Origin of the sequence: Kineococcus sp. NBC_00420 (assembly GCF_036021035.1) — a bacterium.
Classification (GTDB): domain Bacteria; phylum Actinomycetota; class Actinomycetes; order Actinomycetales; family Kineococcaceae; genus Kineococcus.
The window spans coordinates 842,395-854,107 of the sequence record NZ_CP107930.1 but is presented as its reverse complement, the minus strand read 5'-3'; the positions used below and the strand labels follow the sequence as shown (position 1 = coordinate 854,107).

General features: G+C 73.0%; 12 protein-coding genes. 8 read left to right on the top strand and 4 right to left on the bottom strand.

Going from position 1 to position 11,713, the window contains the following annotated elements:
* Window positions 1-6: 6 nt before the first annotated feature.
* Window positions 7-174, top strand: a complete 168-nt coding sequence (locus OG218_RS04220; protein ID WP_328291950.1) for a hypothetical protein — start codon at window positions 7-9, stop codon at window positions 172-174.
* Between the two features lie 4 nt (window positions 175-178).
* On the opposite strand, the gene OG218_RS04215 is transcribed toward OG218_RS04220, so the two are convergent.
* Window positions 179-1,213: an aldo/keto reductase gene (locus OG218_RS04215; protein WP_328291949.1), complete on the bottom strand. Its 1,035-nt coding sequence runs from the start codon at window positions 1,211-1,213 to the stop codon at window positions 179-181.
* A gap of 112 nt (window positions 1,214-1,325) precedes the next feature.
* Here OG218_RS04215 and OG218_RS04210 point away from each other — a divergent pair, with 112 nt between their 5' ends.
* The 6 genes from OG218_RS04210 (at window position 1,326) to gndA (ending at window position 7,369) form a co-directional block, all read left to right on the top strand.
* Window positions 1,326-2,078 carry an SDR family NAD(P)-dependent oxidoreductase gene (locus tag OG218_RS04210; protein WP_328291948.1) on the top strand — a complete coding sequence of 251 codons (753 nt, stop codon included), beginning with the start codon at window positions 1,326-1,328 and terminating at the stop codon, window positions 2,076-2,078.
* 21 nt (window positions 2,079-2,099) lie between these two features.
* The gene (locus tag OG218_RS04205) at window positions 2,100-3,176 is read left to right on the top strand and encodes a PfkB family carbohydrate kinase (RefSeq protein WP_328291947.1); all 1,077 of its coding nucleotides are present in this window, start codon (window positions 2,100-2,102) and stop codon (window positions 3,174-3,176) included.
* Window positions 3,177-3,285: 109 nt separating this feature from the next.
* Window positions 3,286-3,933: a UdgX family uracil-DNA binding protein gene (locus tag OG218_RS04200; protein ID WP_328291946.1), complete on the top strand. Its 648-nt coding sequence runs from the start codon at window positions 3,286-3,288 to the stop codon at window positions 3,931-3,933.
* 12 nt (window positions 3,934-3,945) lie between these two features.
* Window positions 3,946-4,572 carry a GntR family transcriptional regulator gene (locus OG218_RS04195; RefSeq protein ID WP_328291945.1) on the top strand — a complete coding sequence of 209 codons (627 nt, stop codon included), beginning with the start codon at window positions 3,946-3,948 and terminating at the stop codon, window positions 4,570-4,572.
* The gene (locus OG218_RS04190) at window positions 4,569-5,903 is read left to right on the top strand and encodes an MFS transporter (protein WP_328291944.1); all 1,335 of its coding nucleotides are present in this window, start codon (window positions 4,569-4,571) and stop codon (window positions 5,901-5,903) included. The genes OG218_RS04195 and OG218_RS04190 overlap by 4 nt, the downstream gene beginning before the upstream one ends.
* A 59-nt stretch (window positions 5,904-5,962) precedes the next feature.
* Complete coding sequence (gene gndA / locus OG218_RS04185; RefSeq protein WP_442906458.1) at window positions 5,963-7,369, top strand: NADP-dependent phosphogluconate dehydrogenase; 1,407 nt, start codon at window positions 5,963-5,965, stop codon at window positions 7,367-7,369.
* Window positions 7,370-7,438: 69 nt separating this feature from the next.
* On the opposite strand, the gene OG218_RS04180 is transcribed toward gndA, so the two are convergent.
* The 3 genes from OG218_RS04180 to OG218_RS04170 form a co-directional block, all read right to left on the bottom strand.
* Window positions 7,439-9,802, bottom strand: coding sequence for a poly(ethylene terephthalate) hydrolase family protein (locus tag OG218_RS04180; RefSeq protein ID WP_328291942.1), 2,364 nt, complete (start codon window positions 9,800-9,802; stop codon window positions 7,439-7,441).
* Between the two features lie 103 nt (window positions 9,803-9,905).
* Window positions 9,906-10,559, bottom strand: coding sequence for a DedA family protein (locus tag OG218_RS04175; protein ID WP_328291941.1), 654 nt, complete (start codon window positions 10,557-10,559; stop codon window positions 9,906-9,908).
* The gene (locus tag OG218_RS04170) at window positions 10,556-11,473 is read right to left on the bottom strand and encodes a spermidine synthase (RefSeq protein WP_328291940.1); all 918 of its coding nucleotides are present in this window, start codon (window positions 11,471-11,473) and stop codon (window positions 10,556-10,558) included. Before OG218_RS04170 ends, OG218_RS04175 begins: the two co-directional genes overlap by 4 nt.
* On the opposite strand from OG218_RS04170, the gene OG218_RS04165 reads away from it, so the two are divergent.
* On the top strand, window positions 11,472-11,699 hold the full coding sequence (locus OG218_RS04165) for a hypothetical protein (protein WP_328291939.1): 228 nt from the start codon (window positions 11,472-11,474) through the stop codon (window positions 11,697-11,699). The two genes, OG218_RS04170 and OG218_RS04165, sit on opposite strands and share 2 nt — an antisense overlap.
* Window positions 11,700-11,713: the final 14 nt, after the last annotated feature.

The window sequence follows — 11,713 nt, the reverse complement described above, 5'->3', positions numbered from 1 at the left end:
AACGAGATGGCTGATCAGAAGGACGACCAGAAGGACACGGCCCAGGAGCACCTGGAGAAGTCCGAGGAACTGACCGCGGAGGTCGAGGAGGGGTGGAAGACCCTTCCCGAGACCGAGGAGGCCGACGACGCGGGCGTGCAGGGTGTGCAGGAGTCGCACGCGCCGTCGGACTGATCTCCTAGCGACCGCCCTGCAGCTTGCGGGAACGCTGGGTCGAACCCGGTCCGCCGTAGGGGTAGTCCGCGGGTTCGGGGTCGCTGGCCTCGTCGAGGAGGACGAGTTCGGCGGCCTCGAGCTCCAGGTCGGCCGCGCCGAGGTTCTCGGTGAGCTGCTGCGTGGTGCGGGCCCCGAGGATCACCGAGCTGACGGCCGGCTGGGCCGCGAGCCAGGCGAGCGAGACCTGGGCCATCGTCGCCCCGCGGTCCTCGGCCACCTTCTGCACCGCGTCCACGACCGCCCAGGTGCGGGTCTGGGCGTTGCGCCGGGCGTAGGCCTCGACCCCGCGCTCGGGGTTCTCACCGAGTCGGGTCGCGCCGGTGGGGGCGTTGTCCCGGGTGTACTTGCCGGACAACCAGCCGCCGCCCAGCGGTGACCAGGGGAGCAGGCCCAGGCCGTTCTCCTCGGCCGCCGGGACGATCTCCCACTCGATCTCGCGCACCAGCAGGTTGTACTGCGGCTGCAGGGTGACCGGCGGGGAGAAGCCCGCCGCGTCGGCCACGTCGACGGCCTTCTGCAGCTGCCAGCCGGTGAAGTTCGACAACCCGACGTGGTGGACCTTCCCGGCGCGGACGAAGGAGTCCAGGGTCGCGAGGGTCTCCTCGATCGGGGTCCACGGGTCCCAGGCGTGCACCTGGTAGAGGTCGACGGTCTCGACGCCGAGACGGCGCAGCGACGCATCGAGGGCGCGGGTGAGGTGGCGGCGCGACAGTCCGACGCCGTTGGGTTCCGGTGAGGTCGGGAAACGTCCCTTCGTGGCCAGGACGACCCGTTCGGTGACGTCGGCGGGGCGGTCGGCGAGCCAGGCGCCGATGATCTCCTCCGACGTGCCGTCGGAGTAGACGTCGGCGGTGTCGACGAGGGTCCCGCCGGCGGCCAGGAACGTGTCGAGCTGCTCGAACGAGCCGTCGCGGTCGGTCTCGCTGCCGAACGTCATGGTGCCCAGGGCGAGGTGGGAGACGGACGTGCCGCTGTTCCCGAGGGTTCGGTTCTCCATGACCCGCATCCAACACCCGGCAGGTGCGGTGCACCTCTCGCACGCAGAACGACACATGTCGAATAGAGTTCGAGGGTCCGCCGACCTGCACGCTCGAAGGAGAGGAACACCCATGAGGTTCACCGACAAGGTCGCCTTCATCACCGGAGGCGCGTCCGGGCTCGGGCTCGCCGTCGCGCAGCTGCTCGCCGAGGAGGGCGCCAAGGTCGTCCTGGCCGACATCGCCGAGGACGCCGCCCGCAAGGCCGCCGCCGACCTCCCCGACGCCCTCGCCGTGGGGACCGACACCAGCAGCAGCGCCTCCGTCGAGGCGGCCGTCGCCGCCGCCGTCGCGCACTACGGCCGCATCGACGTCGTGTTCAACAACGCGGGGATCGCCGGGAAGCAGCAACCCCTGCACGAGATGGACGACGCCAACTGGAACCTCGTCTCCGGCATCAACGGTGACGGGGTGTTCTGGACCCTCAAGCACACCATCGCCGCCATGCTGAAGACCGGTGGCGGCGCCATCGTCAACACCGCCTCCACCGCGGGCCTCGGTGGGCAGATCAACATCTCCCCCTACACCTTCACCAAGGGCGGGGTCGTGGCGCTGACCAGGTCGGCCGCGATCGAGTACGCCGCGCACAACATCCGCGTCAACGCCGTCGCGCCGACCACCGTGAAGACCCCGCTGGTCGAGAAGTTCATCGAGACCGCCCCCGACCCGGTCGCGATGAAGGCGCGCATGGAGGCCATGAACCCCAAGCCCGGCATGCCCGAGGCCCGCGACGTCGCCACCGTCGTCGCCTTCCTCGCCAGCGACGACGCCGCCTGGGTCACCGGCCACACGATCCCCGTCGACGGGGGCTACCTCGCGGTCTGACCCAGCTGACAGCATCGGGGGATGCTGACGCAGCAGGAGACGCCCTTCGACGTCCACGTCCGCGGCACGGTGTTCCTGGACATCGTGCTGACGGGCCTGGACTCCGAACCCCGGTTGGGCACCGAGGTCTGGACCTCGGGGATGGGCTCGTGCCCGGGCGGGATCGCCAACATGGCGGTCGCGGCGTCCCGGCTGGGGTTGTCGACGTCGCTGTCGGCGGCGTTCAGCACCGACGCCTACGGCCAGTTCTGCTGGCAGACCCTCGGCGAGCAGGAGGGGATCGACCTCTCGACGTCCTACCGGGTGGCGGACTGGCACTCGCCGCTGACGGTCTCGCTGGCCTACGGCGGGGACCGGGCGATGGTCACCCACGAGCACCCCGCACCCGTCGACGAACCCGCCGCGGTGCCCGTCTCGCGCGCCGCGCTCGTGCACCTGGCGGCGGTCCCGCAGCCGTGGGTGCTGCGCGCGCAGGCGCAGGGTTCGCTGGTCTTCGCCGACGTCGGCTGGGACTCCTCCACCCAGTGGAACCCCGACGTGCTGGGCGGTCTGGAGCACTGCCACGCGTTCCTGCCCAACCACGTCGAGGCCATGCGCTACACCCGGGCCGACTCCGCGGCGGCGGCCGTCGCGGCGCTCGCCGAACTGGTCCCGGTGGCCGTCGTCACCTGCGGGGCCGACGGTGCCGTCGCCGTCGACCAGGTCAGCGGCGAGAGCGTGCAGGTCCCCGGTCTGCCCATGGAGGCCCTCGACGCCACCGGGGCCGGGGACGTCTTCGGGGCGGGTTTCCTCACGGCGACGCTCGGGGGGTGGTCCCTGGACCAGCGGTTGTCCTTCGCGAACCTGTGCGCCGGGCTCTCGGTGCAGCAGTTCGGCGGGTCGCTCTCCGCCCCGGGCTGGGGTGACATCGCCGACTGGTGGTCGCACCTGCGCCGGGGACCGCGCACCTCGGCGACGTCGCAGCTCGTGCGTCGCTACGGCTTCCTCGACGACGTCCTCCCGGCCCACCCGAGCGCGGGCAGCGCGGTCCGGCGGGCGAGCGCGACCCTCTCCGTCCTCAACGACCTCCCGGACGGGGCGACGGCGCCCTCCCGGTGACCGCGTCGTCCGACCTCGTCGCCGGGCGGCGAGCCGCGAAGGGGGCGAGGGTGGTCACGCCGGCCCGCCCGTGGCGGGCACCACCGACGCGAGAGGTCAGGACAACGGCATGGTGACCAAGGTCGAGCGCCCCGGCGCGCAGGAGTGGGTGCCCGAGGGTGCCGACGTCGAGCAGCTGCGCGAGGCGGCGACGAGCTGCCACGGCTGCGAGCTGTGGGAACCCGCCACCCAGGTCGTGTTCTCGGCGGGGTCGCCCACCGCGCGGCTCGCCCTCGTCGGGGAGCAGCCCGGCGACCAGGAAGACCAGCGTGGCATCCCGTTCGTCGGTCCGGCCGGTCGACTGCTGCAGAAGGCGGTCGAGGAAGCGGGCATCGACCTCGCCACGACGTACGTGACGAACGCGGTCAAGCACTTCCGCTTCACCCAGACCGCGCCGGGGAACCGCCGCATCCACGCCAGCCCCGACGTGGGGCACATCACCGCCTGCCGTCCGTGGCTGGCGGCCGAACTCGTCCAGGTCGATCCCGACGTCGTCGTCTGCCTCGGTGCGACCGCCGCGAAGGCGCTGCTGCCCAAGGACTTCCGGGTCACCAAGCACCGCGGCACGCTCTTCACGCTGCCGACCTCCCGCGGGGAGAAGACGTTCCTGGGCACGATCCACCCCTCGGCGGTGCTGCGGACCCCCGAGGCGGAGCGGGACGCGGCGTACGCGGCACTGGTGGCCGACCTGCGGGTGGCAGGATCTGCGCTCCGCTAGCATAGATACATCATGGATACAGCGAGCTCGCGGGTCTACGCGCAGGTCAAGCACGGGATCCTCGACCGGTCCCTGGCCGGCGGGCAGCTGCTCACCGAGGGCGAGATCGCCGACCTCGTCGGCGTCTCCCGCACCCCCGTCCGCGAAGGGCTCCTGCAACTGCAGGCCGAGGGCCTCGTGCACCTCATCCCCAAGCGCGGCGCCCTGGTCGTACCGGTGTCCCCGGCCGAGGTCGAGGACGTCCTCGAGGCGCGCGAACTCGTCGAGGTCCACACCGCCGCCCGAGCCTGGGCACGGCGCGCCGACCTCGCCGCCGACCTCGTCCCGCACCTGCAGGACATGCGTGCCGCCGTCGGGGACCCCTGGGCCTTCACCGCCGCCGACCGCGCCTTCCACGCCACCGTCGTCCGCAGCGCCGGCAACGAGGTGCTCTCCGCCCTCTACGACTCCCTGCGGGACCGGCAGATGCGGATGGGGGTCGCGAACCTCCACGGCTCGGGGGACCGCGTCGCGACGGCCCTGGCCGACCACGAGGCGCTGCGCGCGAGCCTGCTCGGCGACGACGTCGACGCGTGGCTGCACCTGGTGCGCGACCACGTCCGCCGGGCCGGCGATCGGCTCCGGGCGGTGCGCCGGTGACCCGGCGGGAACCCACCGTCCGGGGCGCCTGGCTCGTCTTCGCGGTCGGCGCGCTGGCCTACGTCGTCACCGTCGGGAACCGCACCTCGCTGGCCGCCGCCGGCCTGGAGGCGCAGGCGCGCTACGGGATCGGCGCCGGGACGCTGTCCAGCTTCGCCGTGCTGCAGTTCCTCGTCTACGCCGTCCTGCAGGTCCCGATCGGTGTCCTCATCGACCGCTGGGGTCCGCGCCGGCTCGTGATCGCCGGCGGGATCGCGATGGGCGGGGGACAGCTCCTCCTGGCGCTGAGCACCCAGACCTGGCAGGCCGTGCTGGCCCGCGTCCTCGTCGGGGCCGGCGACGCCGCGACGTTCGTCAGCGTGCTCCGCGTGGTGACGAACTGGTTCCCGCCGCAGCGGGTCCCCGTGATGACCCAGCTGGTCGGGTTGTTCGGTCAGCTGGGCCAGGTGTTCAGCTTCGTCCCGCTCGTCGCGCTGCTGCACGGCCCGGGCTGGACCGCCGCCTACGGGGGGATCGCCGCGTTCACCGTCCTCACCGCGGTCCTCTGCGTGCTCGTCCTGCGCGACGTCCCGCCGGGGACGGTGAACCCCCGTGCGGCGAGACCCCTGCGCGAGGTGCTGGGTGACCTCCGGGCCGCGCTGCGCCACCCCGGGACCCGGCTCGGGCTCTGGTCGCACTGGGCGACCCCGTTCTCCGGCAACGCCTTCGCCGCCCTCTGGGGTTACCCCTTCCTCGTCTCCGGCCAGGGGCTCGGCACCGGCGCGGCGGGCGCCCTGCTGACGCTCTACACCGTGAGCGCGGCCGGGACGGGGCCGCTGATGGGCACCCTCGTCGCCCGGCACCCGTTCCGGCGGTCCTGGATCGTGCTGGCGATCGTCGGCGGCCAGTTCGTCGTCTGGAGCGTCGTGCTGCTGTGGCCGGGACCGGCCCCGCTGTGGGTGCTCGCCGTCATGGTCGTCGTCGTGGCGACGGGGGTACCGGGGTCGATGATCGGCTTCGACTACGCGCGCACCTCCAACCCCGTGCACCGCCTCGGCGGGGCGACGGGCATGACCAACGTGATGGGCTTCACCGCGACCATCGTCTTCATCGCCGCGATCGGCCTCCTGCTCGACCTCCAGGGCGCCGGGACCCCGGCGACGTACTCGCTCGGCGCGTTCAAGGTGGCCTTCGCCGTCCAGTTCCCGCTGTGGTCGGTCGGGGTCGTCGGGATCCTCGTCAGCCGGCGCCAGACCCGGGCGCTGATGGCCCGCAACGGGGTCGTGGTGCCCCGCATGCGGGACGCCCTGCGCAAGGGGGCCGTTCCCCACGAGGGGTCGGGCAGGGCATGATTCCGAGGGTGACCGCAGAGAAGCAGAAGGCGCAGATCGGCGTGACCGGTCTCGCGACGATGGGCCGCAACCTGGCTCGCAACATCGCCCGGCACGGTTACGTGACCGCCGTGCACAACCGCAGCGACGCCAAGACGAAGGCCCTGGTCGAGGAGTTCGGCGACGAGGGCACCTTCGTCCCCGGCTACTCCGCCCAGGAGTTCGTGGACTCCCTGGAGTCGCCGCGCACGATCATCATCATGGTGAAGGCCGGCGGCCCGACCGACGCCGTCATCGACGAGCTCGCCCCGCTGCTCTCCGAGGGCGACATCCTCGTCGACGCGGGCAACGCCCACTTCGCCGACACCCGCCGCCGTGAGGCCGCGCTGCGTGAGCAGGGCATCCACTTCGCCGGGGTCGGCGTCTCCGGGGGTGAGGAGGGTGCGCTGCTCGGGCCCTCGATCATGCCCGGCGGTTCCGAGCACGCCTACGCCAAGCTCGGCCCGATCTTCGCCGACATCGCCGTCTCCGTCGACGGGACCCCGTGCTCCACCCACGTCGGCGCCGACGGGGCCGGGCACTTCGTGAAGATGGTGCACAACGGCATCGAGTACGCCGACATGCAGCTCATCGCCGAGGCCTACGACCTGTTGCGTCACGGCCTGGGTCGCACGCCCAAGCAGCTCGCGCAGGTGTTCACGTCCTGGAACGAGGGCGACCTGGAGAGCTTCCTCATCGAGATCACCGCCCGGGTCCTCGACAAGGACGACCCCACGAACCAGGGCACCCCGCTCGTCGACGTCATCCTCGACGAGGCCGAGCAGAAGGGCACCGGCCGCTGGACGGTGCAGACCGCCCTCGACCTCGGCACCCCCGTCTCCGGCATCGCCGAAGCCGTCTTCGCCCGAGCGCTGTCCGGTCACGCCGAGCAGCGCAAGGCCGCCCAGCCGGTGCTGCCCGGCCCGGCGTCGCAGGGTCCGTTCGTCGCCGACGGGGACGCCGAGCAGTTCATCGACGACGTCCGTGCCGCGCTGTACGCGTCGAAGGTCGTCGCCTACGCGCAGGGTTTCGACATGATCCGCGCCGGTTCCCAGGAGTTCGGCTGGAACGTCGACCCGGGGGCGATGGCGACGATCTGGCGTGGCGGCTGCATCATCCGCGCCAAGTTCCTGGACCGCATCAAGGACGCCTACGCAGGCGCGCCGGAACTCCCGTCGCTGCTGCTGGACCCCTACTTCGCGCAGGCCGTGTCGGAGGGTCAGGAGGCCTGGCGCCGCGTCGTCGTGCACTCCGTGAACTCCGGCATCCCCGCGCCGGGGTTCTCCTCCTCGCTGGCCTACTACGACGGCCTGCGTCGCGAGCGGTCCTCCGCGGCCCTCATCCAGGGTCTGCGCGACCTCTTCGGTGCCCACACCTACAAGCGCACCGACCGTGACGGGGCCTTCCACGTGGACTGGTCCGGCGACGGGTCCGAGTCGCAGGGCTGACCCACCGCGCACGCAGAACGCCCCCTCCGGACCGGAGGGGGCGTTCGTCGTTCGAACCGGTCGTGCGGATCAGTCGTAGAGGTCGTCGTCGTAGACGCTCAGCGTCCCGAACCCGTCGCCCACGACCGCGTGCCGGGGCACCGACAGCGTGACCGTGAGGCGGGCCTGGGCGTCGTTGACCACGTCGTCCCCGACCACCGGCACCACGACGGACCCCGTGAGGCGACCGGCGGGGATCGTCACGTGGGTCCAGGTCGGGGTGATGCGGCCGTCGAGGGCGGCCGCTGCGGTGTCGACCTCCACGGTCACCGGGACGGCGGAGCGTCGCGACAGCACCAGCGGCATCCGCACCTGCTGGGTGCCGTCGTCCTCGTAGACCTCGGCGTCGCCGATGCTGACGGCGGGGAGCGCGGGCACCGTTCCCGTCCCGCTCGCCGGGCGGTCCAGGGCGACGTCGGAGAGGTACACGTCGGTCGACCTGCCCGTCGGGGTGAACGTCACGGTCGCGAGGTCGCCCACGTCGACGCCGGGGAAGGCGTCCAGGGGCAGTCGGACCGTGCGCAGCCACGTCTTGGCCACCGCCGCCCCCTCGCCCCACGGGTCGGCCAGCGCCGGCAGCGGGCGCAGTGCGGAGCTGAACCGCGACACGCGGACGTCGGCGCTGCGACCGGCCCGGTCGGTGGCGGTGACGGTGAGGTCGGTGGCCACGGGCTGCGGTGTCGCCGCGCGGAAGGTCAGGGCCTGGGCGACCTGCGGTGACGTTCCCCGAGGCACCTGGACCGTCACCGGTCGCGGGCTGGAACCCGCCTTCCAGCGTGCGCGCAGCAGCGGCGTCGCGGGGACGTCCGGCGCGAGCCAGGCCGGGGTCCAGTGCGGGAAGGAACTCACCGGGCGCAGGTCGGAGGCGCACCGGGGGAGCTGCCCCGCCGCGGCGACACCGACGCTCGCGCAGTACGCGGTGCCCGCGGGCAGCGAGACGCCTCGCGACGCCGACTCCAACGGCGCGAGGTCGGTCCGCACCGAGGCGGGTTGCTGGGCCTGGGTGTGCACGACGGCCCGCCCGGCCGACCCCGCGCGTCCACCCGTGCCGTCGAAGAGGGGCAGGAACTGCTGCTCGCGGCCGAGGGTGAGGCGGAAGAAGCCCGAGACGTAGGCGGCACCCACCGCGCGCTGCTCGGCGGGGGAGAGGCGTGAGGGTGCGCTCTCACCGCAGACGGGGTCGTCGGCGAGGTACCAGTCGTCGTTCGACGGGGCCTGCGAGAGGCCCGGGGTCCACTCGGAGTTGAAGAAGTTGTGGTTCGCGCCCATGACGAGCAGCGAGGAGCGCAGCACGTCGTCACCCGCGGCGTAGCGGCTGTCGTCGTAGAAGTGCTGACCCTGCTGGTCCGAGACGTCACCGTCGCAGTAGGGGAGCACGACGGCCATCGCGGTGCCCGGCAGGGTCTGGCGGGCGAAGTCCACCGGGGCCAGCGGCATCACCGCCTTGATCCCGTACGGCGCCGGACGTTCGGCGTTCAGCAGGGCCGCGCGCACGACACCCTCACCGCCCCGGGAGTGACCCATCAGGCCGACGTTCGTCAGGTCCAGGCGTCCCTCGAGCGGGCCCCAGGTACGCAGCAGGTCCAGGTGGGCCATCACGAGCTCCCCGCGGGCCTGCGCGCCACCGTCCTCCGCACGCCAGTCCAGCTGGTTGATCCCGTCGGCGGAGATCGAGACCACCGCGTACCCCTGGGAGGCGAGCGCCTGCGCGGCCTCGCCGTAGCCGAGGTGGCTGGGGACCGGGCGGGAGGACCCCGCGCACGGCCAGCCGCCGAAGTCGTCCTCGTCGGTGCCGCCGAAGCAGGCCTGGTGACGACCGTGGAGGAAGACGACCACCGGTCGCGGGCCCGGTGCCCCGGCCGGCAGGTACACCGCCGCCCGTTCCTCCACGGCCTGTCCGCCCAGACCGGGCAGGCGCACCGCTGTGTCACCCAGGTCGTAGTCCGCCCGGCGCACGCCGAACGTCCCGCGCGTGGCGGGGTCGACGCCCAGCAGTTCCCCGCTCAGGGTCTCCGCCTCGGCCGCCGGCACGGCCGCGTGCCGCAGGGCGCGGGCCTCCTCGCCGGCGACGATCCCGTTCCAGGCCAGCTGGACCCGACCCGCCCGGGCGACCCGGGCATCGGCCGTCCGCACCGTCAGGGTGTGCCCGTCGGGGTCCTGGCGGGCGACGCCGAGGACGACCCCGTCCACGGCCAGTTCCGGTTGGGCGGCCCGGACCGGGACCGGTCCGGGCAGCCGCAGGGACACCTCCCAGGAGCTCCCGCCGACCGCGGTCACGTTCCAGCCGGGCCCGGCGGCCCCTGCGGTGGGTGCCACCGCCAGCGTTCCCACGAGCACCGTGGTGCTCGCCGCAGCCAGGACGGCTGCCCTCCTGACCTTCGAGAACCGGGACACCGGCGACCCCCCTTGACGCAGCGCGGGCACCCTGCTCCGCCGCTGCGCTGGACGCTCCCACACGTGATCTTGTGGCACAAGGAACGCACAGCGCCGGTTTCCCTCAGCCCACGCGTTCCCGCCGGCGGCTGCGCACCCGTCGGGCGACGGCCCACACCAGGACCGCCGCGATGGCGGCGTAGAAGGCGTAGTCGAGGTAGTGGCCGTAGCTCTCGACGAGTTCGTACTGCGTCCCCAGTGCCATGCCCAGGCCGATCAGCAGCCCGTTCCACAACCCGCTGCCCAGCACCGTCAGCAGCGAGAACTTCAGCAGCCCCATCCCCGCTGCCCCCGCCGGCAGCGAGATGAGGCTGCGCACCCCGGGGACGAAGCGACCGGTGAAGACGGCCGCCCCCTCGTGGCGGTGGAACCACTCCGCGGACTTGGTGACGTCGGAGGCGTCCATCAGCGGGATCCGGTCGGCGATCCGGGCGGCGCGCTGCAGCCCGACCACCTTCCCCAGCCAGTAGAGGACGAGCGACCCCAGGAACGCGCCCCCGACGGAGAACAGCACCACGGCGACCAGCCCGATGCGGCCCTGCTGGACCTGGTAGCCGGCCAGCGGCAGGACGACCTCGCTGGGGATCGGCGGGAACACCACCTCCAGGAAGCTCATCAACCCCACGCCGGGGGCCCCCAGGGTGTCGACGGTCTCGAGGACGAACCCGGTGAGACCCCCGGTCTGCGAGTCGGCGGGCGGGGCCAGGGTCGTGCTCATGCGTCGGGTTCCTCCGGGGAGCTCGGCGAGATCGCGTCGTCGGTCACAACGCCCGCCCCCGCGCAGAAGTGCCGGGCGTCCTCGCCCGCGACGAGGCGGGCCGGGGCGACGCCACCCGACAACGCCCGGACCAGGGCCCGCTCGGGCAACGGGGACTGCGAGGCGACGAGCAGCGCGTTGCCGTAGCGGCGGCCCCGGAACACCCCGGGCTCGGCCATCAGCGCGACGTGCGCGAAGACCGATCCCGTCGTCGCGAGCTCGGCGCGCGAGTGCGGCATCGGTGGGCGGTCGGCGAGGTTCGCGATCCACACCCCGCCCGGGGCGAGCACGCGGTCCACGTCGCGCAGGAACTCCGCGGTGACCAGGTGGCCGGGCACCCGGTCGCCGGCGAAGGCGTCGCGCACCACCACGTCCTGGGTGCCGTCCGGGACGGCGCGCAGCCCCTCGCGGGCGTCGGCCACCTTGAGCTTGAACCCGGCGGCTCCGCTGGCCCCGAAGCTGGCGCGCACCAGGTCCACCAACCGCTGGTCGACTTCCAGGACCAGCTGACGGGACCCCGGTCGCGTCGCGGCGACGTAGCGCGGGAAGGCGCAGCCGGCCCCCCCGAGGTGGACCATCCGCAGCGGACCCTCGTCGTGGACGGCGTCGATGACGGCGGCCGTCCACTGGTGGTACTCGAAGACCAGCCGGGTCGGGTCGGCCAGGTCGACGTAGGAGCTGGGGACCCCGTTGACGTGCACCGTCCAGCCGTCGGGATCGTCGCGGTCCTGCTCCAGACGCGCTGTGCCCGTGGTGATCAGGGCCTCGCCCTCCTCGGGTCGGGGACCTCGGGTGCGACGGGCGGGACGGGGGGCGGACACCCCGCGATCCAACCAGTTGAAGTTCTCCCGCGGTCCTGCCGAGGTACTCAGCATGTCGACCTTCCTGGAGATGTGCCTCCTCGCCGTGTTCGTCGTCCCCTTCCTCCGTGACCGCCGCGCCCTGCGCCGCCGGGCCGACCTCTCCCGCCTCCCGCAGCTGGACCGGCCCCCGGTCGCTGCCGACCAGCGCCTGCCCCGCGCCTGGGCCCGTCGTCGCTACGTCGAGGACGGCGTCGCCGAGGTGTCCGCGTTCCTCAGCGAGCAGGACCCCGCGCGCTGAGCGGCGTTCTTGCG